Annotated in this window: 19 protein-coding genes and 1 tRNA gene; 11 read left to right on the top strand and 9 right to left on the bottom strand. The window is 69.7% G+C overall.

Annotated elements, in window-relative coordinates:
* Nucleotides 1-271 precede the first annotated feature (271 nt).
* On the top strand, nt 272-1,480 hold the full coding sequence (locus tag AC08OJ_RS03710) for an acyltransferase family protein (RefSeq protein ID WP_476595071.1): 1,209 nt from the start codon (nt 272-274) through the stop codon (nt 1,478-1,480).
* A gap of 604 nt (nt 1,481-2,084) precedes the next feature.
* Here AC08OJ_RS03710 and AC08OJ_RS03705 read toward each other — a convergent pair.
* A tRNA-Ile gene (locus AC08OJ_RS03705) sits at nt 2,085-2,158 on the bottom strand.
* Between the two features lie 63 nt (nt 2,159-2,221).
* On the bottom strand, nt 2,222-2,854 hold the full coding sequence (locus AC08OJ_RS03700; protein WP_476594292.1) for a DUF3566 domain-containing protein: 633 nt from the start codon (nt 2,852-2,854) through the stop codon (nt 2,222-2,224).
* On the opposite strand from AC08OJ_RS03700, the gene AC08OJ_RS03695 reads away from it, so the two are divergent.
* Nucleotides 2,853-3,317, top strand: coding sequence for a hypothetical protein (locus AC08OJ_RS03695; protein ID WP_462188017.1), 465 nt, complete (start codon nt 2,853-2,855; stop codon nt 3,315-3,317). The two genes, AC08OJ_RS03700 and AC08OJ_RS03695, sit on opposite strands and share 2 nt — an antisense overlap.
* Nucleotides 3,318-3,985: 668 nt before the next feature.
* Here the strand turns inward: AC08OJ_RS03695 and gyrA are convergent.
* From gyrA to dnaA, 6 genes are all read right to left on the bottom strand, one after another.
* Nucleotides 3,986-6,478 (bottom strand): DNA gyrase subunit A, encoded by a 2,493-nt coding sequence (gene gyrA, locus AC08OJ_RS03690; RefSeq protein ID WP_476594293.1) that lies wholly within the window; start codon nt 6,476-6,478, stop codon nt 3,986-3,988.
* 199 nt (nt 6,479-6,677) lie between these two features.
* Nucleotides 6,678-8,612, bottom strand: a complete 1,935-nt coding sequence (gyrB, locus tag AC08OJ_RS03685) for a DNA topoisomerase (ATP-hydrolyzing) subunit B (RefSeq protein ID WP_476595070.1) — start codon at nt 8,610-8,612, stop codon at nt 6,678-6,680.
* 322 nt (nt 8,613-8,934) lie between these two features.
* A complete protein-coding gene (locus AC08OJ_RS03680) occupies nt 8,935-9,717 on the bottom strand; it encodes a DciA family protein (protein ID WP_476593103.1) in 783 nt (260 codons plus the stop codon).
* Complete coding sequence (gene recF, locus AC08OJ_RS03675) at nt 9,707-10,897, bottom strand: DNA replication/repair protein RecF (protein ID WP_476593102.1); 1,191 nt, start codon at nt 10,895-10,897, stop codon at nt 9,707-9,709. The genes AC08OJ_RS03680 and recF overlap by 11 nt, the downstream gene beginning before the upstream one ends.
* Nucleotide 10,898: 1 nt before the next feature.
* Nucleotides 10,899-12,107, bottom strand: a complete 1,209-nt coding sequence (gene dnaN, locus AC08OJ_RS03670; protein ID WP_476595069.1) for a DNA polymerase III subunit beta — start codon at nt 12,105-12,107, stop codon at nt 10,899-10,901.
* 722 nt (nt 12,108-12,829) lie between these two features.
* Nucleotides 12,830-14,512 carry a chromosomal replication initiator protein DnaA gene (gene dnaA, locus AC08OJ_RS03665; RefSeq protein WP_476593100.1) on the bottom strand — a complete coding sequence of 561 codons (1,683 nt, stop codon included), beginning with the start codon at nt 14,510-14,512 and terminating at the stop codon, nt 12,830-12,832.
* A gap of 880 nt (nt 14,513-15,392) precedes the next feature.
* Here dnaA and rpmH point away from each other — a divergent pair.
* The 9 genes from rpmH to AC08OJ_RS03620 all read left to right on the top strand — a co-directional run bounded on the left by rpmH (nt 15,393) and on the right by AC08OJ_RS03620 (nt 23,475).
* Nucleotides 15,393-15,530 (top strand): 50S ribosomal protein L34, encoded by a 138-nt coding sequence (gene rpmH / locus AC08OJ_RS03660; protein WP_011438902.1) that lies wholly within the window; start codon nt 15,393-15,395, stop codon nt 15,528-15,530.
* Between the two features lie 41 nt (nt 15,531-15,571).
* Nucleotides 15,572-15,943: a ribonuclease P protein component gene (gene rnpA, locus AC08OJ_RS03655; protein WP_476593099.1), complete on the top strand. Its 372-nt coding sequence runs from the start codon at nt 15,572-15,574 to the stop codon at nt 15,941-15,943.
* Complete coding sequence (gene yidD, locus AC08OJ_RS03650; RefSeq protein ID WP_462187259.1) at nt 15,940-16,470, top strand: membrane protein insertion efficiency factor YidD; 531 nt, start codon at nt 15,940-15,942, stop codon at nt 16,468-16,470. Before rnpA ends, yidD begins: the two co-directional genes overlap by 4 nt.
* A gap of 12 nt (nt 16,471-16,482) precedes the next feature.
* Nucleotides 16,483-17,856 carry a membrane protein insertase YidC gene (gene yidC / locus AC08OJ_RS03645; protein WP_476595068.1) on the top strand — a complete coding sequence of 458 codons (1,374 nt, stop codon included), beginning with the start codon at nt 16,483-16,485 and terminating at the stop codon, nt 17,854-17,856.
* A gap of 129 nt (nt 17,857-17,985) precedes the next feature.
* Entirely contained in the window at nt 17,986-18,540 is a 555-nt protein-coding gene (locus tag AC08OJ_RS03640; protein ID WP_462187257.1) for a Jag family protein, read from the top strand.
* 13 nt (nt 18,541-18,553) lie between these two features.
* Nucleotides 18,554-20,428 (top strand): hypothetical protein, encoded by a 1,875-nt coding sequence (locus tag AC08OJ_RS03635; protein ID WP_476593097.1) that lies wholly within the window; start codon nt 18,554-18,556, stop codon nt 20,426-20,428.
* 293 nt (nt 20,429-20,721) lie between these two features.
* Nucleotides 20,722-21,375, top strand: a complete 654-nt coding sequence (gene rsmG, locus AC08OJ_RS03630; RefSeq protein WP_476595067.1) for a 16S rRNA (guanine(527)-N(7))-methyltransferase RsmG — start codon at nt 20,722-20,724, stop codon at nt 21,373-21,375.
* Nucleotides 21,376-21,559: 184 nt separating this feature from the next.
* Nucleotides 21,560-22,474, top strand: coding sequence for a ParA family protein (locus AC08OJ_RS03625; protein WP_476595066.1), 915 nt, complete (start codon nt 21,560-21,562; stop codon nt 22,472-22,474).
* Nucleotides 22,474-23,475, top strand: coding sequence for a ParB/RepB/Spo0J family partition protein (locus tag AC08OJ_RS03620; protein WP_476594236.1), 1,002 nt, complete (start codon nt 22,474-22,476; stop codon nt 23,473-23,475). The genes AC08OJ_RS03625 and AC08OJ_RS03620 overlap by 1 nt, the downstream gene beginning before the upstream one ends.
* 131 nt (nt 23,476-23,606) lie before the next feature.
* Here the strand turns inward: AC08OJ_RS03620 and AC08OJ_RS03615 are convergent, their stop codons facing one another.
* Nucleotides 23,607-24,245, bottom strand: coding sequence for a GNAT family N-acetyltransferase (locus AC08OJ_RS03615; RefSeq protein ID WP_476594235.1), 639 nt, complete (start codon nt 24,243-24,245; stop codon nt 23,607-23,609).
* Nucleotides 24,246-24,297: the final 52 nt, after the last annotated feature.

Raw genomic sequence — 24,297 nt, 5'->3', positions numbered from 1 at the left:
CCAAAACAGGCTCTTACCCCGGAGCCAGGTCATGACCACACCAGGCGACCCTCGAAACATCGTGCCGAGGTCCCGGGTTCTGCCTGCGCCGGCTCTCCCGTCCTGGTGGGCGCAGCCCCCACCGCCACCGGTGCCACCGCCGCCACCACCGTTACCGCCACCGAGGGAGCGGCCGACGGTGCCGGTCCGGACCTCGGCCCGGCCGCGGGCCGGGGAGGCAGGTATCACCGGAGAGACCGGAGGAAACCGCCGCGGTCGTCGGCAGACGACGGTGGGCGATCCCAGGCTCGAGCTGGTCGACCTGGGCGGGTTCCGCGGCGTGGCGGCGATCTCGGTGATCATTTTCCACGCCTATCAGTTCTGCCGCGGGAATGGCAACACGCCGTACGCGGGTACATTCCTCAGCCAGGTCCTCGGCGCCTTCGACGGGATGATCCGTTGGTTCTTCCTGGTCTCCGGGTTCCTGCTGTATATGCCGATGGTGAACCGGGTCAGGGCCGGCCGGACCCAACGGTCACCCACAGACACGCTCATACGTCGTGGGCTGCGGATTCTTCCGCTGTACTACACGGCGCTCATCATCGTATGGGCGGCGCGCAACCCCGGCCTGCCCGGCGACTGGATCGACCTGGTCGAACACCTGACCTTCACCCAGGTCTTCGACAGTAAACGGGTGTTTTACACGATCGGCCCGGCCTGGTCGCTGGCCGTCGAGGTCTACTTCTATCTCTACCTCGCCCTGGTCGCCGGCTGGCTGCGGCGGCGGCAGACCCATCGACTACCCGAGGCGCATCGCTGGCGGCGGCTCTGCCTGCCGCCGGTCCTGCTGATCGTGGTGTCCGCCGTCTGGATCGTCTACGCGGTCTACATCGTGCGGGCCCAGCACGACCAGTGGGCGTACTGGTTCTCGCCGCAGAACTATGCCGGCAACTTCGGCCTCGGAATGATCACTGCGGTTCTCTATGTCCGGCGCGGTCGGGAACGGCCGTTGTCCGCCCCGCTCGCGTGTGCGTTGCGGTTCGTCGCCGCCGGGCTCATCATCGCTGGCGCGATGGTCCGGGGGCACACCGCGGCATCGTTCGAGGCGTTCTCCACGCTGAATTCGATCGGTTTCGGTGTGCTGTTCGCCGCGTCCGTGCTGGCGCCCCGCGACACGCTGTGGCGCCGGTTCTTCGCCACCCCGGCATTCGTCTGGCTCGGCATGATCAGCTACAGCGTGTACCTGTGGCATGAGCCGATTCTGCTGCTAGTGCTGGACCGGCACGGGCTGGTCAGTCATGCGCCGTCGGCGTTTCCGTGGGTGGCCGCCCTGCTGGTCACGGCCGGCGTCCTCGGTGGATGGATCAGCTACGTCGTCCTGGAGAAACCGGGCCGCCGGCTGTCCATCCTGGTAGAGAAGCTTCGCTACACCCCGGTGCCCGCCTCGGTGTCCGCCGCCTCGGTGTCCGCCTCGGCGCGACCGGCACGGCCAGCTCCCTGACGTGGCGCAGGCTTCCCGGTCTGCGCCGGCTGCGCTATGTGCGCTGGCCGCGCGTACGGACCGTCGTGCCGGCGGCCCGCCCATGCCGTCGCCGGGACACTGACAGGCACACGGGTTCCGCCGCCACGTCTGGCACCCTGCCGACCGCCAACGGCCGGCTTAGCGGAGTGAAGTTTTTTGGCCTGCTCCGCTGATAGATTCCCAGGTCAGCAAGTGTCGTCCCCGCATGCGCGGGGATCTTCCGCGCTTCCCTGATAAGGAAGAGGCCGGTGGTTCGTCGTCCCCGCGTACGCGGGGATCTTCCCGACCCGCCGAGCCTGACGCCCGCTGCGGCGGCGTCATCCCCGCACGCGCGGGGATCTTCCCGGATCACCGGTGGACGGTTTATGCAGCCGGGGGTCGTCCCTGTGGCGTTGCCCTCGACCTCGCGCAGCACGTCGACCCGGCCCCGATCTCAGACCTCGCCGCCGGGGCCCGACCACCCCGCTGGGCACGGCGAGCTCCGAAGGCGCAACGCGGGGGGTTCGGGGGGCTTGGCCCCCCGGCCAGCATGACGGCCACGGCGAAGCCGCCCACAGGGCGGCGAGCATGACCGGCCAGCGCGTGGACCTAGGTGGACTTGAACCACCGGCCTCTTCCTTATCAGGGAAGCGCTCTAACCGACTGAGCTATAGGTCCGTGCTGCGAGTGCAAGAATACAGGACGGCGGCGGAGGAGTGGGACCGCCGCCGCACCTCCAAGCTAATGATCGCTCAGGGTCAGCTCGACGCCGCCGATCATCTCGGCGCAGAGGTTGTAGAGCAGGGCACCGAGCGTGGACAGCGCGGTCATGAGGATGACGTTGATCGCCCCGATGAGCAAGCTGATCTGCATTGCCCGGCCGAACGACAGCCATCCTCGGATGTCGGTGCTGCTGCTGTCGGTCAGGGTGTCGGCCGCGTCGGAGACGCTGTCGAACACGCCGATCGAGTTCAGGACGAACCACAGCACGGCGATCGCGACGAGCAGAACCACAAAGACGCAGAGGGAGAACGCGAAGCTGACCCGGGTCACCGTGAGGGGATTGACCTTGGACAGCTTGAGCTTGGCCCGCCGGCCCTGACCGGGCGGGCGGGCGGAACCGGACGAGCCGGGACCGGACCGGCCAGGAGAGTGACCGGCACCCGCCCGCTCAGCGGAGACCGGCTCGAGCTGGTCGTCGAGCGCGCCGGGGGAGGTCGTGGTCACGCTGTTCAGAGCGCCCGTCGTCGTGGCGGTACCCGCGGACTCCGGCGCCGCGAGCGGCCGGTCGTAGGCCGCCGTGGGGCCGGCACCGCCGGACCTGCCCCCCGCCGGGCCCGGCGCGGCGGGGCGTACCGGATCGGGGGCGGGCATGCGCTCGGGCGCGGCACGGTTCCTGTCGGGATTCGTGGTACGGCTCCTCGTCATGCTGGGCGGGCGGACCAGGGAGATGGTGTCGTTCTCCTGTGGCCGCTCGGCCGGGGGCTCCACGCGAACTGCCGGCCCCCCTGGCGTGGCTCGACCGGGTCCGGGTGGCGCCAGGCCGAGGGACTTCGCCGGCGACGATACGGCGGCCGAGCCGAGTTTCCGGGTAGCCGAGCCCGCCTCGTCGGAGTGGGTTCCAGCGGCCCCGGTACGAGCCGACCCGGATGGGGACACCGACGACGTTCCGCTGGCACGTCCCGTGGAGGGGCCACCCGACGAACCTGCGCCCGACGCGCCCGCGGAGGAGGTGGACAAGGACCGCGAGGACAAGGGAGACTTCGCCCCGTCGGGGACCGATCCGGAGCGGGGCGCCGCCAAACCCGACGCCGACGAGCCGGGTTCAGCCGGATAGGCCTTCGACGACCCAATCGAACCCGTCGGCCCCCCGGCGGAGGACGGCAGCGAGTCCGCCGCGCCTCCGGCCGGGCCGCGGCCGCCCTCCCGCTCATCCACGGGCCGACCGGACCGCCCGGGCCGCTGGAAGAACGGATTACCGGACGCGGGCCCATCGCCGGCCGCGGGCACCTTCACCGTCTCGCTGGCGTCCCCCCCACGGCCGTCCCGCAGCGACAACGAGCGGCCCGCGGCGTTCGCCGCGCGTCCCGGCGCCGGCCCGGCGCCGGCCCGGCGACCGGCTTCCGAATCACGCCCGGCGGAACCGGAAACACCGGCGGAACCCGCGGAACCCGGGCCGGAGGAACCCGCGCCCCTGGCCGCGCCGCCAGCACCGGAGGAACCAGGGGAAGCGGGTCTCACCGTGGACCGCGGGCCGGCCCCGTCCCCTCTGCTCGGCCGGCGGGACTGCTCGGTGTCACGCGCTCCCTCCGACCCGGCGGCCGAGGAGGGGCCGCGGTAGACCGCCGACCGGGCTGGCCGGTCTTCCTGACTGTCACTCACGGACTCTCCCGGTTCGGTCCTGACGGTGTGCACGGGTCCCGCGCACACCCGTCCCCTCGGGCGGCGTCGTTCTCGGCGTGGGTGGCCACGACCACGAGACCGTCAGCCTCTCGGGGCTCGCTCTCAGCTTTCCTGGGGCCCGGCGTCGGTGTCCTCCGCATCAGCATTACGCGCGACTCCGACAACCTGCACGCCGGACTCCAGATCGATGAGCCGGACTCCCATGGTCTGCCGCTGCGCCCGCCGTACATCCTTGGCAACAGTCCGCAATACACCTCCGTTGGAGGCGATGGCGTAGAGCTGGTCGTCGGGATCGACGACGAGTGCCCCCACCAGACCACCGCGAGTCGAGACGATCTTAGCGGTCAGCACGCCCTTGCCACCACGGCCCTGCACCGGGTACTCGGCCAGCGGCGTCCGCTTCGCGTATCCACCGGAGGTGGCGACGAGCAGATCCGCCGTCGTACCCGGCACGACGACGTCCATGGACAGCAGCTCGTCCTCGGCATCGAACCGCATACCGATCACACCCGAGGTCGCCCGGCCCATCGGCCGCAACTGCTCGTCGTCGGCGTGGAACCGGATCGACTGGGCGTTGCGGCTGACCAGGAGCAGATCGTCGCCGGGCGCCACGAGCCGGGCGGCGATCAGCTCGTCGTCGTCGCGCAGGTTGATCGCCACCAGGCCACCGGCCCGGTTCGAGTCGAAGTCATGCAGCGCGGTCTTCTTGCACAGCCCGCGCTTGGTCGCCAGGACCAGGTAGGGGGCGGCCTCGTAGTCCTTGACCGCGATGACCTCGGCGATCCGCTCATCCTGCCCGAAAGCCAGGATGTTCGCGACGTGCTGGCCCTTGGCCGACCTGGCCTGCTCGGGCAGCTCGTGCGCCTTCGCCCGGTACACCCGGCCCTTGTTCGTGAAGAACAGCAGCCAGTGGTGGGTGGTCGTGACGAAGAAGTGCTCGACGATGTCGTCCTCGCGCAGCGCCGCGCCCTGCACGCCCTTGCCGCCGCGGCGCTGCGAGCGGTAGAGGTCGGTCTTGGTGCGCTTCGCGTAGCCGCCGCGGGTGACGGTGACGACCACGTCCTCCTGGGCGATCAGGTCCTCGATGGACATGTCGCCCTCGAACGGGACGAGACGGGTTCGCCGCTCGTCGCCGAACTTCTCGACGACCTCGGCGAGCTCCTCGCCGATGATCTGCCGCTGCCGGGTCGGCGAGGCCAGGATCGCCTCCAGATCGGAGATCTTCGCGCGAAGTTCGGCCGCCTCGTCGATGATCCGCTGACGTTCCAGGGCGGCGAGCCGGCGCAGCTGCATGTCGAGGATGGCGGTGGCCTGGATCTCCGACAGCGAGAAGCGTTCCATCAGCTGGCCGCGGGCCACGTCCGCCGACTCGGCGTTGCGGATGAGGTTGATGACCTCGTCGAGGTGATCCAGCGCGATCAGCAGACCGTCCAGGACGTGCAGCCGCTCGCGGGCCTTGCGCAGCTGATAGCGGGTCCGGCGGACGATGACGTCGATCTGGTGCTCGACGTAGTAGCGGACCATCTGGTCGAGGCGCAGGGTACGCGGCACGCCGTCGACGATCGCCAGCATGTTGACGCCGAAGGTGTCCTGAAGCTGGGTGTGCTTGTAGAGGTTGTTGAGCACGATCTTGGCGACGGCGTCGCGCTTGAGGTCGATGACCAGACGCTGGCCGATGCGCGCCGAGGTCTCGTCCCGGACGTCGGCGATACCGGTGACCCTGTTGTCCCGGACCAGTTCGGCGATCTTCTCGGCGAGGTTGTCCGGGTTCACCTGGTAGGGCAGCTCGGTGACGACGAGCTGGGTGCGGCCCTTGTTCTCCTCGACGTTCACCACCGCCCGCATCCGGATGCTGCCGCGGCCGGTGCGGTAGGCCTCCTCGATGCCGTTACGGCCGACGATGAGCCCCGAGGTCGGGAAGTCCGGGCCCTTGATCATGCCGATCAGCGCCTCGAGCAATTCGGAGTCGCTCGCGTCCGGGTGGTCGAGCGCCCACCGCACGCCCTTCGCGACCTCGCGCAGGTTGTGCGGCGGGATGTTCGTCGCCATGCCGACCGCGATGCCGCCGGCGCCGTTGACGAGCAGGTTCGGGAACCGGCTGGGCAGAACGAGCGGCTCCTGCGAACGCCCATCGTAGTTCGGGGCGAAGTCGACCGTCTCCTGGTCGATGTCACGCAGCATCTCCATCGCCAAGGACGCCATCCGCGCCTCGGTGTACCGCATGGCGGCGGGTGGATCGTTGCCGGGCGAGCCGAAGTTGCCGTTCCCGTCGACCAGCGGGTAGCGCAACGACCAGCCCTGCGCGAGCCGGACGAGGGTGTCGTAGATCGCCGTGTCGCCGTGGGGGTGGTAGTTACCCATGACGTCCCCGACCACGCGGGAGCACTTGAAGTACCCGCGGTCGGGGCGGTAGCCGCCGTCGTACATGGCGTAGAGGACCCGGCGATGGACGGGCTTGAGCCCGTCGCGTACCTCCGGCAGCGCACGGCCGACGATGACCGACATGGCGTAGTCGAGATACGACCGCTGCATCTCGACTTCGATGCCGATGGGCTCGATGCGGTCGCCGGGGGGAGGAGGTAGGACGTCGACCACGGGGTCCTTCCAGGGCAGTGGGAGCAGTCGTCAGGGCGTCAGGGCGGGACGGGCGCCCCGGGCAGCGGGGCCGGGTGGGATCCGACGGCGGGTGGGATCCGGAGCCCTCCGTTCGCCGGGTCGGACCGTCGGGATCGCCGCGCCCGGACCGACCTGAGGGCCACCCGACGACCGATCCGAGGCACGCGACACGGCCGGGTCAGATGTCCAGGAAACGCACGTCCTTGGCATTACGTTGGATGAAGCTGCGACGCGCGTCGACATCCTCACCCATGAGCACGGAGAACAACTCGTCGGCGACCGCCGCGTCGTCGAGCGTGACCTGCAGCAGGATGCGCCGGTCCGGGTCCATGGTGGTGTCCCACAGCTCGGTGGCGTTCATCTCGCCGAGACCCTTGAAGCGCTGGATGGCATCCTTGGGCAGCTTGCGCCCGGACTCCACCCCGCGGGCGACCAGCCCGCCGCGCTCCCGGTCGGAGTAGGCGTACTCCCAGTCCTCCCTACCCCATTTGATCTTGTAGAGCGGCGGCTGCGCCAGAAACACGTGACCGGCCTCGACCAGCGGGCGCATGAACCGGAACAGCAGCGTCAGCAGCAGGGTCCGGATGTGCTGGCCGTCGACGTCGGCGTCCGCCATCAATACGATCTTGTGGTAGCGCAGTTTCGCGATGTCGAAATCGTCGTGGATGCCGGTACCCAGCGCCTGGATGAGGGCCTGGACCTCGGTGTTCTTCAGGACGCGGTCGATGCGGGCCTTCTCGACGTTGAGGATCTTTCCTCGCAGCGGGAGGATCGCCTGGAACTTCGAGTCCCGACCGCCCTTGGCCGACCCACCCGCCGAGTCACCCTCGACGATGTACAGCTCGCACCGCTCGGGATCGGTGTACTGGCAGTCGGCGAGCTTGCCCGGCAGACCGGTGCCGCCGAGCAGACCCTTGCGCCGGGTCAGATCGCGGGCCTGACGGGCGGCGATGCGGGCCCGCTGGGCGTCGAGCGCCTTGCTGACGATAGCCCGAGCCTCGGTGCGGTTGACCTCGAACCAGTCCTTGAGCGCCGAGTAGCACATCTCCTGGATGAACTTCTTGGCCTCGGTGTTGCCGAGCTTGGTCTTGGTCTGGCCCTCGAACTGCGGCTGCGCGAGCTTCACCGAGATGATCGCGGTAAGGCCCTCCCGGATGTCGTCGCCGGAGAGCCGCTCGTCGCTGTTCTTGGCCCCGGCCTTCACCGGCTTGAGCAAGTTCTGGTCCTTGGCGTAGGCGTTGACGGCGCTGGTCAGCGCGGCCCGGAAGCCCTCCTCGTGGGTGCCGCCCTCGTGGGTGTTGATGGTGTTCGCGAAGGTGTAGACCGACTCGGTGTAGCCGCCGTTCCACTGCATCGCGAGCTCGGCCTCGATGCCCACGCCCTTCGACTCCAGCGAGATCACGCTGCGGTGGATGGTGTCCTTCGTGGCGTTGAGGTGACCGACGAAGTCGACCAGGCCGTTGGCGTACTTGTAGGTGACCGCCATGCGTTCCTCGTCACGCTCGTCGACGAGCGTGATCGACAGCCCCTTGTTGAGGAAGGCCATCTCCTGCAGGCGGCGGGCGAGCGTCTCGTACTTGTACTCGGTGGTCTCGAAGATCGTCGGATCCGCCCAGAAGGTGACCGACGTCCCGGTCTTGCGGGTGGTCCCGGTCTTGGCCAGCGGCTTGTCCGGGCGGGTCGCCACGTACGGCTGGAACCAGACGTGCCCCTCCCGCTGGATCTCCACGTCGAGCCGGGTGGACAGCGCGTTGACCACGCTGACGCCGACTCCGTGCAGCCCGCCGGACACCGCATACGATTTGCCGTCGAACTTCCCGCCGGCGTGCAGGGTGGTCAGCACGACCTCGACGGCGGGCCGCTTCTCGGTGGGATGCTTGCCGACGGGAATGCCGCGGCCGTTGTCGGTGACCCGCACCCCGCCGTCGGCAAGCAGCGTCACGGTGATGGTGTCGCAGTAACCGGCGAGCGCCTCGTCCACCGCGTTGTCCACGACCTCGTAGACGAGATGATGCAGTCCACGCTCTCCAGTGGAGCCGATGTACATACCAGGACGCTTGCGGACCGCGTCAAGACCTTCGAGAACCTTGATCGAACTTGCATCGTAGGCCACGCGGCGGGTCCCCTCGTTCTGGGCGGAAGTATCCACCAGTCTACCCGGCAACCCGCCATAGCGGACGCAGGGAGCCCCCTGACGTCTGCGCAGCGCCACGCACATGGGGATGGCCAACCCCCCCTACCGGACCGACTCCCCCGACCGCCTTGGCGCGCCTCCACGACTGTCACCGGCACCGCGACCCCGCGGAACCGTCATGATCACCCCAGTCGCCCCGACGGATACCACAGGCACGCTCCAGGCGCCAAGGGGCGCCTGGAGCACCGGGGCTACTGGAGAACGTAGGGAGCGTCAGGCGGGCGCCAGCCGAACGCCGGTCTCAGCCGTAGGTGTCACGGGGTCCTCGACCGCCGGTTCGGATGGACCCGTGCCGCCAGGACGGCGCCGTCGGTCCACGCACGACGATCCGGCGGACCACGTGTGGACCGAGCTCCCGGTGCAGGATGCCGAGGAGCTGCCGGGACAGCATGCGCAGCTGGGTCGCCCAGGCCGTCGACTCCGCGACAAGTTCCAGCTCTCCGTCACGCAGGGACACCGGGGTGCAGTGGTCGGCGATGTCCGGCCCGACGATGACATCCCATCGGGCCAGGACGTTCGCATCGCTCGCCTGAGCCTTCCAGCCACGGGCCGCCAGCAGCCGGTTGATCGCCGTCCCGAAAACGACCGGTTCGCGCCATTCCCGGCCGGGCGGTGCGATGCCCGGCATCCGCGGCCGGCGGGGCACCTGGTCGTCCGACGAGTCGGCCCGCCGGGCACCGAGGCGGGCCCGAGAGCCCGGGCCCCACGGACCGCCCGTCCCGGTGGCGCCGGCGGATGCCTCCTCATCGGCCCACGTGCCGCCGTCAGCACCTGGCATCCCGCCACCGCAACCAGGGCCGGGTCCGGCCGGGTGGCGGGCGGTGTGGCCGGCGCCCCCCCGTCCCCGCCCACGCCCACGCTCCCGCGCGTCCCGTTTGGCCTGGGCGAGGATCTCCCGCGCCAGGTCCGCTCCGCGGGCTGCGGTGCCGTCCGGCCCCTCGGTCTTCCCTCGGAGCCCGGCCCCTCCCCGGGACCGCCCGGGCGCGGTGGGATGGTCCCGGGGGTCTGGGCGCTCAGTGGGCATGCTGGACCTCTCCGTCGGCGACGGCGTACCGCACCCCGGTCAGCTCCGTGGGAACGTCGGTTTCGACCGCGGCTGTGACCAGTACCTGCTCCGCGGAGGCGACGAGTTCCGCGAGCCGACCGCGGCGACGCGTGTCCAGTTCGGCGAAAACGTCGTCCAGGAGCAGGACCGGCTCGCGGTCATCGGCACGCAGCAGGTCGAACGAGGCCAGCTTGAGCGCGAGGGCGAGGGACCAAGACTCGCCGTGACTCGCGTAGCCGCGGGCCGGGAGCCCGTTGATTGACAAGAGCAGATCGTCGCGGTGCGGACCGACCAGCGTCATCCCCCGTTCGACCTCCCGCGGCCGGGCGGCCTCCAGATCGGCGCGGATCGCCTCCGCCAGCATGGTCCGATCCGGTGCCGCCGGACTCGGCCGACCTGCGCCCGGCTGCTCTGGCTGGCCCGGTGGACCGGGTGCAGGCAAGGTGTCCGGGAGGGTGACGCTGGAACGGTAGTCCAGCGCGGTGGCGGACTCGGCGCCGGCGACGGCCTCGTACGCCGCGGCCACGGCCGGCCGCAACGCATCGACGAGTGCCAACCGCGCGGCCAGCACCTCGGCGCCATGCGTGGCCAGGTACCCGTCCCAGACGTCGAGGGTACGCAGATCTCCCTGCCCCCCGGCTCGCCGGGCCGTCCCGGCGGTGCGTAGCAGGGTCGATCGTTGTTTGAGGACCCGGTCGTAGTCGGCGAGGACCGCGGCCATCCTCGGGGTCCGGGCGATCAGCAGCTCGTCGAGGAACTGACGACGCTGCGCCGGATCCCCCTTCACCAGGGCCAGGTCCTCCGGGGCGAACAGCACGGTGCACAGCAGACCGACGATGTCACGCGGCCGGGCGACGGGAGCCCGGTTCAACCGGGCCCGGTTCGCCTTTCCCGGAACGATCTCGATCTCTACCAGCGCGGCCCGGTCACCCCGGACGATCCTGGCGCGGATGACCGCCCGAGACGCGCCGTCACGGACCAGCGGAGCGTCCCCGGCGACCCGGTGGCTGGCCAGCGTGGCGACATAGCTGATCGCCTCGATCACGTTGGTCTTCCCCTGGCCGTTACCACCCACGAAGGTGGCCACTCCCGGACCTAGCGTTAGGTCAAGGGCTGGGTAGGACCGGAAGTCGACGAGGGACAGGTGCGTGAGGTGCACGTCACCCGTGCAGGCGGATCGGCATCAGCAGGTACCGGTAGTCGGGGACCTCGCCGTCGTCGTCGGCCTTCCCGGTCAGGATCGCCGGCTTGTTCGCCGCCACCGCCGGGTCCTCCGCGCTGGCGAAACCGACCCGTACGACGTCCGACTCCAGCGCCCCGAGCGCGTCGAGCAGGTACGACGGGTTGAACGCCACAGACAGCTCCGGCCCATCGTAGGTCACCGGGAGGGTCTCCGTCGCCTGCGCCTCACCGCCCGTTCCAGCCTCCAGCACGAGGTGGTCCGGGGAAAACGTCAGCTGCACTGGTGCGGTCTTCGCAGCGACCAGCGCCACCCGTTTGACAGCCTCCTGCAACGGGGCGATCTCCAGCTGCGCGATCAACGGCGAGCTGTCCGGCAACAGCTTGCGGTAGGGCGGGAAGCTTCCGTCGAGCAACCGGGTCGTCGTCTGCCGGGTCGAGCCGGCGAAACCGGCCAGCGTCTCGCCGGAGGGCCCCGCCCCGAGCGCGATGGACACCTCCACCCCTGAACCCGACAACGACTTCGCGGTGTCGAGCAAGGTGCGGGCCGGCACGAGGGCGACCGTGACCGGTGTGGGCGGGGGGCTGTCCGCACCGGTCACACCGCCCACACCGAGCCCGGCGGCTGTTTCCGACGGCCGCCACTTCAGCGTCCGCACGGCGAGCCGGTAACGGTCGGTCGCGGCGAGGGTGAGGGTGTCCCCCTCGATCTCGAGGCGGACCCCGGTAAGGACCGGCAGCGTGTCGTCACGACCGGCCGCGATCGCCACCTGTGAGACCGCCGCAGCGAACGCGGATCCCTCGATGTGCCCCGTGATCGGGGGCATGGCCGGAAGGGCTGGGTAGTCGTCCACCGGCAGCATCGGCAACGCGAACCGAGCATTGCCACAAGTGATCACCAAACGGGTGCCGTCGATGCCCAGATCGATCGGTGCCGCGGGCAGCGCCCGGGTGATCTCCGCGAGCAGTTTGCCGTTGACGAGCCTGCGCCCCTCCTCCGACACGGTCGCGTGCACCGTGCACTGGGCGGCCACCTCGTAGTCGTACGCGGCGATCTTGAGCATCGGTCCGGTCGCGTCGAGGAGCAGGCCCGAGAGCACCTGCAACTGGGTGGTCGGCCGGCTCGGCAACGTGCGTGCGGTCCAGGCGACCGCTTCGGTGAATTCGTCCCGTTCCACCCGGAACTTCATGGTTAGGCCTCCTGTCGTTCCCTCCGGTTGTTCGGAGTCACCCCGCAGGGAACACCGACCAGCATCTCAGAGTGCCAGCAGACGCCGACGAGCGGTCGGCCGCGCTTCGGGCGCTTGCCTGGGGTCCAGCCGCGGCACGTAGATCGCTCGGATCCGGGCTCGAGCCGTTGTCCACACCCCCTAGTACTAAGAGCTTTTGATCATTCTTAGAAAAATCTATTTGGTCGTAGTAGTAGGGGGTGTGGATACTGGGGATAACCACTGTTTCCGCAGGTCAGAGGGGTTGTCGGCCGGTGCAAATCTTGTGGGTGGATCTGTGCATGCGCGCAGTGGTTATCCCCAGGCCCGATCTGCGTCCACAAGGACCACGTTGTCCCTCCACAGGCCTTCCCCGAGTTGTCCACAGGCTGTCCACTGCCACTCCACCGTTCCGACCGCAGGCTGTCCACAACGTTTTCCACAAGCTGTGGGCGGAACCACCCAGTGGGCTCGGTGCGGTTGTCCCCGGTTGTCCCCGGTTGTCCCCGGTTGTCCGTGATTGTCCGTGGTTGTTCGGGGGAGTCCTGCCCCGCGGCGTCCGGTCCATGCGCCATGTGTGACACCCGGCGAGGCGTCACGCCCCGCCGTCGGGCGGCAGCCATCGGTCCGCAGGACCGTTCCGGCCGGGGGGAATAGGAGGAATCGTGCTGCCCGGCGGTGGGCGGTGGCAGCGGGCAGCGGCGCTAGGCCTGCCGGGCCTGCAGACGGATGCGGTTCGTCAGCTCGGTGACCTGGTTGTAGATCGCGCGTCGTTCCGCCATCAGACCGCGGATCTTGCGGTCGGCATGCATGACCGTCGTGTGATCCCGACCCCCGAAGTGCTGGCCGATCTTCGGTAGCGACAGGTCGGTCAGCTCCCGGCACAGGTACATCGCGATCTGACGGGCGGTGACCAGCACGCGGCTACGTGAGGTGCCGCACAGGTCCTCCATCGAGACGCCGAAGTACGCCGCCGTTGCGTTCATGATTGCGGCGGCCGTGATGTCGGGATTGCCGGCATCGGGGATGAGATCACGCAGCACGATCTCGGCGAGCGTGCGGTCGACGTGGGACTTGTTCAGGCTTGCGAAGGCCGCGACCCGGATCAGCGCCCCCTCCAGCTCACGGATGTTGCGCTCGATGTGCGTGGCGATGTATTCGAGGACGTCCGGAGGTACCGGCAGGCGCTCCGTGGCCGCCTTCTTCGACAGGATGGCGATGCGCGTCTCGAGGTCGGGCGGGGTGATGTCGGTCATCAGTCCCCACTCGAAGCGGCTGCGCAGCCGGTCCTCCAGGGCCGAGAGCTGCTTGGGCGAGCGGTCGGAGCTGATCACGATCTGCTTCTCGCCGTCGTGCAGGACGTTGAAGGTGTGGAAGAACTCCTCCTGCGTCCGCTCCTTGTTCTCCAGGAACTGGATGTCGTCGACGAGCAGGACGTCGATGTCACGGTAGCGCCGCTGGAACGCCTGCTGGCGGTCGTCCCGGATCGAGTTGATGAAGTCGTTGGTGAACTCCTCGGAGCTCACGTACTTCACCCGCATGTTCGGGTAGAGCTTGAGTGCGTAGTGGCCGATCGCGTGCAGAAGGTGAGTCTTGCCGAGCCCGGAGTCCCCGTAGATGAAAAGCGGGTTGTAGGCCTTCGCGGGTGCCTCGGCGACGGCCACCGCTGCCGCGTGGGGGAACCGGTTGCTGTCGCCGATGACGAACGTCTCGAAAATGTAGCGGGGGTTTAGCCGGGCCTGGGCCGGTTCGGTCTCGTGCGGCGCCGCATCGCGTCCGAGACCCGCGCTGACCCGTACCGGTGGTGTTCCCTCGGTGGCGTCGGGGAAGGGCAGTTCGCCGTTCACCAGTGCCGTCGGTGCCGGTGCCGGTGCCGGAGCGGCTGATGCCGGGGCCGCCGACGAGCCCGGTCTCGCCCCCGGCACCGGGGTTGCGGCGGTGTCGGTCGATCCCGATCCGGCACCCGCGTTCAACGCCGAACCGGAAGCGGGGCCCGAGCCCTGACCCGGTGCGGTGTCGCCTCTGGCGTCCACCGGCCGTACGATCCGGATCGGTCCGCTCATCGGTTCCGGATCGGGCAGGTGTTCGACGGTGACCGCGACCCTGATCTCCCGCCCATAGGCTGTGGACAACGCTGTGGACAAGAAGGGGCGCAGGCGCGAGTCGAGGAGATCCTTGGTGAACTCGTTCGGCGCGGCCAGCAGAGCCGTGTCCTGGACGAGCCCGAGGGGGCGGGTCAGCCGCAGCCAGGCACGCTGCTGGGCGGACAGCGTGCCGTCGGCGACCCCGGCGACGGCCTGGCTCCACACCGCGGCCAGGTCCGGGTCACCCGAAGGTTCGTCCCCGAACGGCAGACCGGCGACGGAGTCGGCGCGGAGGTTGGACACGGGGGCTCCTCGGGCAGTTCGGTACGGTTTGCGGGTGGTGCTGCTCCCCGCGTGCTGGAGGTGCGTCGCGGCTGATGCGGCTGGTGATGTGGTCCCCGGCCACCGAGCGACTGAGGGGCCTCGTCGCGATGGTTCTCCACATCGTCGTCCACAACCTGTGTATGGACACGACACGGCATGCGGCGTGGCGCAACCGGCTCGTTCCCGGGGATGAACCTGTATCAGTGAGGTCATTTGAATCCGCTCCAGGTCCCCCCGTTCCGCCCTGGCCCCTCCGCCGACCGCCCTCTCCACAGGCGTTTTCCACAGGTCAGGGTGCACCGAGCCGGTCGTTCTCACCGAACGCGGGCATACCTGACGCCGTCTGGTGCCCGCCCCGAGTGAGACGTTGCCACCAGGATCGTAAGGTGCGGCCCGAGCCGCCGTGCCGGGGCCGGAACGTACCCGCGGCGGCCGGGCCGCGTCCCTGCCCCATCGTCGGAGGCGCCGAAGGCCCGCTGCGGCAGTGTGGCATTCCACGGTCGCCGGACGGATGCCGGCTAGCCGCGGCCGCGGTGCGCTCGCGTCTTGGCGTTCGGTGTAGTGCCGTTGTGGCAAGGTCGGCCTGGTGGCGACCGGGCGATGGCCGGATGACGGTGGTGCGGCCAGCCGCGGCCGGCGGGCACGGGGTCGGCGGATCGCCGAAGGTCCCCCCTGCCCGGCAGCGATCCCTCGCCGCCGGACCGTCCGAGGCACCGCTCTGTGTAGGCTAGGCCGAACCGCGGTGTTAGACCGCTTCGTTTGTCGTGGGATCTGCTTGCCCGGGCCGTGTGGTGCGGCCCACTCCCCCCTCGGCGGCGAAGATCACCGCCCGCGTCCATCTTGCAGACGGAGTTCTCACGTGAGTAAGCGCACCTTCCAGCCGAACAACCGTCGGCGGGCCCGCACGCACGGGTTCCGACTGCGCATGCGGACTCGCGCGGGCCGCGCGATCCTGTCCGCCCGCCGTCGTAAGGGCCGCAGCGAGCTCTCCGCCTGACGGCGGGTTCCCGCTGATCCTGCTGGTACCCCTTGCCGGTCATGCTTCCTGAGGGCTCCCGCGTCCGAACCCGGGACGAACATGCCCGGGTGGGGACCACGGGTCGGCGAACCCGATCCGGCCCGCTTGTTGTCCACAATCTGTGGACAACAAGCGGCGATCCGGCACGGGCCGGCTTTGTGGTCGGCCGTCGGGTGGGGAAGGCGGTCGTGCGTAACAGGGTGCGGCGCCGGTTGCGGGAACAGGTACGGGTTCGGCTGGACACGCTCGCGCCGGGGATAATGCTGGTCGTGCGTGCGCTGCCCGATGCGGCGACGGCGAGCTCCGCGGAGCTCGGCCGTGCGCTGGACGCCGCGCTCGCCAGGGTGGCCCGGCCGGCGGATGCCAGGCGCCCGGATGGGCGTGGACGATGACCGCCGGGACGGTGCTGGTCGTGCTGCTGGCCACGGCGGCCGTCGTCGACCTCCTGCTGGCCTCCCGGATGGTGTGGCGCCGCCTGCCGCGGGTCGCCCGCAACGCCGACGGCGCGGTACGCGGTCCCCTGGCCTGGACCTTTACCGGGCTCGTGCGGCTCTACCGAGCCGGCTGGTCGGCCCGCAACGCCGGCATGTGCCGGTTCGAGCCGTCCTGTAGCGCCTACGCGCTGGCCGCGGTGCGGCGCCACGGGGGTATGCGTGGCGGTGCCCTCGCCGTCGCCCGGTTGCTGCGCTGCCAACCGTTTGCGGCCGGCGGGTACGACCCCGTGCCGGGAACGGATCCGGCTCCGGGAATCGTTCGGAGACCCAGGGGCGCGATGGCCGACCCCGGCAGGTCTCCCGACGGTCGGAGCGCGGGCGATCCGGTTGTCGCCGTACCGCCCGTCCACAGGCATGGTCCTCCGTCTCCCAGCCGGGGGGCGCGGGCCGAGATCGCCGGTTCCGGTCGCGGACCGTGGGTGTGAGGAGTCAGACTGTTGTTGGATCCCCTATACCACCTCGCGGCGAACGCGATCGTCTTCTTTCACCAGGGATTCGCGCCGATCTTCGGTGCTGCCAGTTTCTTCTCCTGGGCCTTTTCGGTCGTCCTGCTGGTCGTCTGCGTCCGTATTCTGATCTTCCCGCTGTTCGTCAAGCAGGTGAAGTCGCAGCGGACGATGCAGGTGATGCAGCCCCGGATCAAGGAGATCCGGGAGAAGTACGGGCACGACAAACCCCGCATGCAGCAGGAGATGATGGCGCTGCAGCGGGAGCATGGAAACCCGCTTCTCGGCTGCCTCCCGATCTTCCTCCAGATCCCGCTGTTCATCGCGCTGTTCCACGTGTTCACCCACCTGGCGCCGATGAACGAGGGCCCGAACCACTCGCTGGTCTGGCGTTCCCAGGTCGGGCTCTCCGCGGACCAGGTGGAGCAGATCGCCTCGGCCAAGGTGTTCGGCATCTCGTTGGCGAGCAAGTTCACCTCCGATGGCGATTTCTCGCGCTTCCTCGGCGTCGACAGCACGCACGTCAGGATTCTCGCGATCGTCCTGATCGTGCTGATGGGTCTTACGACCTTCCTCACGCAGCGCCAGATCATGGCCCGCACCGGGCCGGTCGACCCGCAGCAGGCGATCATGCAGAAGGCGCTGCTCTACGGCTCCCCGCTGATGCTCGCCTTCTTTGGTTTCCGTTTCCCGATCGCCGTGCTGCTGTACTGGCTCACCACCAACCTGTGGAGCATGGGCCAGCAGTTCTTCATCATGAAGAAGATGCCGCCGATCAAGACCGAGGATGCGAACGGCCGGCTGCCCGGTGCCCGTCCGGCCGCCGACGGCGCCGTCACCCCCGCTCGGCCGGCTCCCGGTGTCCGAGCCGGGGCGAAGTCGAAGAACCGCCCCCGGTCTGCCTCGGTGACCCCGACCAAGGGCAGCGATTCCGGTGCCGCGGCGGCCGGTCGGACGTCCTCGACGGCTCCCCCCGGCACCCGGTCCCGTAACGGCACCTCGACCGCGACCCGTACTGCGGTGACTCCGAAGGCGGGGGTGACTCCGAAGAGTGGTAAGGCGGGGGTGCCGGCCGGTCCCGGTGCCAACGGCGTCTCGGGCGGTGGCGTCTCGGACAACGGCGTCGCCGCTACCACGGCCGCATCCACGGAGCGGAGCGCGGAGGCGAAGACCAGCGCGGCGGGCCGCAGGAACGCCCCGGGCAAGAATGCCGGGCAGAGCGCGGCGAGCGGGCCGACGGCACCCTCCGACGGGGAGAGCACGCCCCGGCCGGCACCCGTACCCGCCGGAGTGCGGCGCCAGGTCGGCGGCTCCCGACCCGCGAAACGGCGCGGCAAGGGCAAGCGGCCCGGTGGGCGGCGTTGATCCGGGAGACGCCGTTCCCGACCAACCGACCAACCGACCAACCGGCAGGCTGCCGACCCGATTTCGTCATCGAGTGGCGGCATCCCGTAATCTCTGCTCCGCCGCCCCCGTTCCCCTGGAGAGTCGCTGATGACCGGTTCGGCACCTGAACTGGCTGTGGATGGAGCCGGAGTCTCCGACGAGCACGCTCCCTCGGACGAGACTGCCGGCACGGAGGATCGGCGTCTGTCCGATCTCGAGTTGGAAGGCGAGATCGCCGCCGACTACATCGAGGGTCTGCTCGACATCGTCGACATGGACGGTGACCTCGATCTCGACGTCGAGAGCGGCCGCGCCGTCGTCGCCGTGGTAGGCGAGGGGCTGGACAAGCTCATCGGGGCGGGCGGCGAGACGCTGGAGGCGTTGCAGGAACTGACCAGGCTCGCGGTGCTCCAGAAGACGGGCACCCGCAGCCGTCTCATGCTCGACGTCGGCGGCCATCGCGCCCGGCGGCGGGTCGAGCTTCGCAAGATTGCGATCGCCGCGGCGTCGCGCGCCATCACGCGTGGTGAGCCGGAGAAGCTGGCTCCCATGACGCCGTTCGAGCGCAAGGTGGTGCACGACACCGTTGCCGGGATCGACGGCGTGCACAGTGAGTCCGAGGGCGAGGAACCCGGCCGCCGGGTGGTCATCCTTCTCGGCTGACCGGCGCCGACCGATGGCGGGTCGGTGGCGGCCGGCGCGTTCCGCCGTGCTGGCCGCCGCTGTGGGTGTCGGCTTGGCGGCCGTGCTCGGCATTCTGCATGCCTATCTGACCAGGCCCTTCTGGTACGACGAGATCTGGCGCGCCCACTTCGTCAGCGAACCGGCGTCCTCGTTCTGGCCGGAGCTGACCGTCGCCAACACCCCCTCGGCGCTGGGTTGGTTCGGCCTGACCCGGGTGGCCGGCGAGGTTCTCGGCTGGCACAGCTGGTCGCTCCGGCTTCCCGGGTATCTCGCCGTGCCCTTGCTCGGTGCCGCGATCGTCCTGCTCACCCGCCGTTTCACCGGCCTGGTCGCGGCGGTGTTCGCCACGTGCTGGCTGTGCCTGAACGTGACCTTCCTGGATCTCGCGACCCAACTCAAGCCGTATTCCGTCGAGGCGCTGGCCGCCGTCTGCATCGTCCTCGCCTGGTCGACCGGATCATCTCCGCGGCCCTCGCTGTCCCCGCAGCCTGAACCTGTCACCGGCGGGTTCTCCCGTGCCCGGCTCCTGCGACGCACCGCGGCGGGCCTGTTGGCCCTGACCGCCGTGCCCGGGATCTTTCTGGTGCTGCCGTTGGCGACCGCGGAGGTATGGCGCGGTCCGGTGCGGTGTTGGCGACTGGTGGAATGCCTGCCCGCGGTCGCCATCAGCGTGGCGCACACCGTGTTCTTCATCGGGCACCAGTCCAGTCAGCGTCGCGGCGACTACTGGGATCGCCAGTTCATCGCCGGTCGTGGGCCGGTCGAGGCCGTACGCTTCATCGTCGATCAGATGCGAGCCTTCATCACCGGTATGCCGCCCGGCATCGACCGGTTCGACCCGAGCCTCATCCATGCGACGGTGCCCGGGGGGCCGGTTGTCTCGGTGCTGCTCGCCGTGGCGGTGTCGATCGCCGGCCTGACCGGCGTCCTCGTGCTGGCACGACGACCGGACGGCAGGCTGCTCCTCACCGTACTCGGCGGAGCCCAGGTGCTGATGCTGGGAGCGAGCGCCGCGCGGTACTGGCCGTTCGGGCCGACCCGGACCAACCTCTTCGTCGTGCCGCTGATCGTCGTTGTGATCGTGGTGGGCACCCGGCGGCTGGTGGTCCTGTTCGTGGCGGCGGTGCGACCTCGTATCCCCGCCGTCGGGCCTCAGCCGGCCGTACCGACACCGATGGCCGCGACCCCGACCCTCCCTACCGGAAGGACTGTCACCGAGCAGTCACGATTGGATGTTTCCGGTGTCTCGCCGACGTCGAGCGCCGGCGCGAACACGATTTCTCCGACCGCCGTGCTGCCGTTGGCCGGCTTCGCAATGATCATCTTGCTTGGTGTCCCGCTCCTGGGAACCTCGCTGTCGGGAAGCGGGCAGCTCTGGGATCATCGGCACCGGACTCGTGGCCTCGATCGGATGGTCGACGCGGCCATCGCGGCCCGGCAGCTGCACCGCCCGGGAGACCTGGTGGTGGTCGGGGGCCGCCTCGCCCGGCCTGGCTGGCTGTACGCGATGGAGGCGAGTGACGACCCGGCGCGTGAGCCGGCAGCTCTCCCCAGTGCCGGCGCTGGGCGGGTACCGGCCCGGGTACCACGGCAGGACACGATCTTCTTCGGCGCTGCGGGTACCTCCCTGGTCGGCGAGCTGGCGAACCGCCGGGTCCCGCCGACCCGGCTGCTCGTCTTCGTCTTCGACGCGGAGCGGCCGGCGCTCGCGCCCGACCTGGCCACGCTGCCCCGGGCGGGGTGGTGCGCCGGCCGTGGCTGGCAGTTCCCCCTCACCGGAACGCTGACCGTCTTCGATCGCTGCGCCGGCGCCGCCCCGCGACTCGATCGGCCGCAGCGGACCGTGGTGTCCGACCGGACGACCTGACATCCGTCCCCCGGGCCGGAACCGTGCCTCCCGTGGGGGTGGCGGCGCGAGCATCTCGAGGTCGGCGGGGATGCTTGTCGGGTGCGCGGTCTTCTGACTTTCTCGTCCTGCCCAGCTTTCTCGTCCTGTCCGGCCGGGTCCACGGATCCGGTCTCCCACCCGCCCGCTGCCGGCGGTCACCTGGCGATGCCCACGGGCCCAACCCGGCTCGGCTCGATGCTGTGGCCGGTCGAGGTGACGCAGGCGGCCCGGCCGGCGCGGGCTGGCCGTATGGCATGGCGGGGGATCCGGCCATGACGGGTCTCCCGGATGCCCCCGAGGTGCCCCCCGTCGCGGTGGAGATTTTCGGCACGCGGACCGGATCCGCGGCGCGCTACGTCGAGCTGCTGGCGACCGACGGGGTCGAGCGCGGGCTGATCGGTCCGCGTGAGACTGACCGGCTCTGGGACCGCCACGTACTCAACTGCGCGGTCCTGGCCGACGTGGTCCCGGCGCAGGCCGATGTCGTGGACGTCGGCAGCGGCGCGGGGCTGCCGGGTATCCCGCTGGCGCTCGCCCGCCCGGATCTGCGGGTGGTGCTGCTCGAGCCGATGGAACGCCGGTGCCGATTCCTGCACGAGGTTGTGGCGACCATAGGTCTGGAGGACCAGATTTCTGTGGTACGTGGCCGCGCGCCGGATGCCGGAATCGGCCCGGACGGTCGTAGATTCGGGATAGCCGTAGCCCGCGCAGTCGCTCCCCTGGAGCGGCTGCGCGCAATCCTCTTTCCGATGCTGCGACCAGGTGGTGTCATGCTGGCGATGCGCGGTTCACGGATCCTGGAGGAACTGCAGGACGCGCGCAGCGGTCTCGGAACTCAGGGTTGGCATCCCGTGGATGTCGTGAGGTGCGGGGAGGGGCGGGTGGAGGAACCCGCCCGTGTCCTCCGGGCCGTACGTTCATCCTAGCGCACCCGGGCCGAGAGCAGGGGAGGGCGCGGCGACGGTGAGCGGCACGATGGCAGACAGGTCAGACGGACGTCACGGGATTCACTCCGATCACGGGAGGTCGGTCGTGACCAGCCGACACGTGGACAGTCTCGTTCCACGTGAAACAGCGTCGGCGGGCCAGGGTGGGGCCAGGGGTGGGGGCTTGCGGGGCTATGACCCCGCGCTCTCCGCACTGGACCTGCTCGATCCCTCGACCCCGATCGGAGCGGCGGCGGCAGCAGCAGTGGAAGTACTGGTGGTAGAACGACGACAACCATTCCCTCGCCCCACCCGGCGGCGCATCATCTCGGTCGCCAACCAGAAGGGCGGTGTAGGGAAGACGACGACGACGGTCAACCTGGCGGCGGCGCTGGCATCTCATGGCTCCCGGGTCCTAGTAATCGATCTTGACCCGCAGGGCAATGCCTCGACGGGGCTCGGCGTCAACCATCATTCCGGGGTCCCCTCGATCTACGAGGTCCTGGTGGGGGATCGGCCCCTCGACGAGGTCATCGTGAAGTCCGCCGAGGCGCCGGGGCTGTTCTGCGCGCCCGCAACGATCGATCTTGCCGGCGCGGAGATCGAGCTGGTGTCGCTGGTGGCGCGGGAGAACCGGCTGCGGCGGGCCATCGCGAGCATGCAACGGGACGTCGACTATGTTTTCATCGACTGCCCGCCCTCTCTCGGGCTGCTGACCGTCAACGCCCTCGTGGCCGCCCGTGAGCTGCTCATCCCGATCCAGTGCGAGTACTACGCGCTGGAGGGCCTCGGCATGTTGCTGCGCAACGTGGAACTGGTGCAGGCGCACCTGAACCAGGAGCTGCGCCTGTCGACCATCCTGCTCACCATGTACGACTCCCGGACCAGACTGGCCGACCAGGTCGTCCACGAGGTCAAGGAACACTTCGGGGACCGGGTGCTGTCCACCACCATCCCCCGGAACGTGCGTCTGGCGGAGGCGCCGAGCTATGGGCAGTCCGCGCTGACGTACGATCCGACGTCGCGCGGCTCGCTGTCCTATCTGGCCGCGGCGTGCGAACTCGCGGAACGGGGTCGGGACTCGAATGGAGCGGCATGATGAGTGCTCGGCGCAGTGGTCTGGGGCGAGGGCTGGGGGCACTCATCCCGGTTACTCCTCCTCCCCTCGACGGTCAGGTGGGCACCGCCTCGGCTGACTACGGTGACTACGCCGACTACGGCAGTGGCTACGGCGGCCGGGGGACGGGTCGCGGCTCCGGCGACAGCACCGGGCCGCTGCCCGTACCCGGGGCGACCTTCCGCGAGATCCCCGTCGAGTCGGTCAGCCCGAACCCGCGCCAGCCCAGGACTCACTTCGATAAGGACGCCCTCGAAGAGCTGGCGGCGAGCCTCCGCGAGGTCGGGCTGCTTCAGCCGATCGTGGTACGCGAGGTGGCCCCCGAGCGCTACGAGCTCGTCATGGGTGAACGCCGGTGGCGTGCATCGAAGATCGCCAAGCTTCCACGGATTCCCGCCATCGTGCGGGAGACCGCGGACGACGCCATGCTGCGCGACGCGTTGCTGGAGAACCTCCACCGCCAGCAGCTCAACCCGCTGGAGGAGGCTGCGGCGTACGAACAGCTGCTCCGCGACTTCGGTGCGACGCACGAGGAACTGGCCAGTCGGCTCGGGCGGTCCCGGTCGCATGTCACCAACATGATCCGGCTGCTCGGGCTCTCGCCCGCGGTACAAAGACGGGTGGCGGCCGGCGTGCTGTCCGCGGGCCATGCCCGCGCGCTGCTCTCGTTGCAGGATCCGGACGCCCAGGACCGGCTCGCCACCCGCATCGTCGCGGAAGGTCTCTCGGTGCGGGCCGTCGAGGAGATCGTGGCACTGGACGACGAGACCCCGCGTAAGCGGGCGTCGCGGGCGCCAGGGGCCGCCTCACCGGCCCTGGCGAGGCTCGCCGACCGCCTCTCGGATCGCTTTGAGACCCGCGTGAAGGTGGACATGGGCCGCAGCAAGGGGAAGATCACGGTCGAGTTCGCCTCGATCGAGGACTTGGAGCGGATCGTCGCCGTGATGTCGCCGTCGGCCTCGGTCGACGGCTTGTTGGACTAGGCGTCCGGCTCGGGTTCGCTCGGGGTTCTCTGGGGTTCTCGAGCCGGGCGCGGATCGCGCGGTCCCGGGCTGTGCCGGGCTCCCCCGGGTGGCTGCGCGCCTGTCCGCCGAGTGCCGGGCCATCGCTGTGCTCAGGCGAGATTGCCGGCCTGGCCGACCTTGCGCAGCACGCCTTCCGGCGTCATCGATCCCAGCAGACGTTCCAGGGCGACCTCGACGTCCTCTCGCCAGCTCACCGCGTTCTTCACCTCGAGCCGCAGCCGCGGCCATCGATGGTGAGGCCGGACCGTCTTGAAACCGACCGCGAGGAGATAGTCGGCGGGCAGGATGCAGCGGGTGTCGGAGTTCTGGAGGTCACCGAACGCTTCCACCGCCTTGAAGCCGCGGCGGATGACGTCCTTGGCGACGGACTGGACGAGGATCCGCCCCAGCCCCTGCCCGGTGAACTCATCGACGATCGACGCTGTCATGAGCAGCACCGCGTCCGGTGAGACCGGGCTGGTGGGAAAGGCCGCCGATCGAGGCACGTAGGCCGGCGGAGCGAACATCACGAATCCGGCGGGGACGCTGTCGACATAGGCGATCTTTCCGCAACTTCCCCATTCCAGGAGGGCCAGGGAAACCCACGCCTCCTTCTCGAGGTCGGTGCCGCCGGCCTCCTCCGCGCGGCTCCGGGCCACCGGATCGAGCTCCCAGAAAACGCAGCGGCGGCAGGGCAGAGGGAGATCGTCAATATTGTCCAGGGTGATGTTCGCGATGCGACGGCTCATCGAAAAAGGCGCTCCATGGGTCGGCCACCGGGCCTCCGGTCGCCGAGGTCAA

It is taken from the genome of Frankia sp. CgKIO3 (assembly GCF_977946435.1).
Note: the sequence above shows the minus strand (reverse complement) of the source record. Positions and strands in the feature narration are given on the sequence as shown.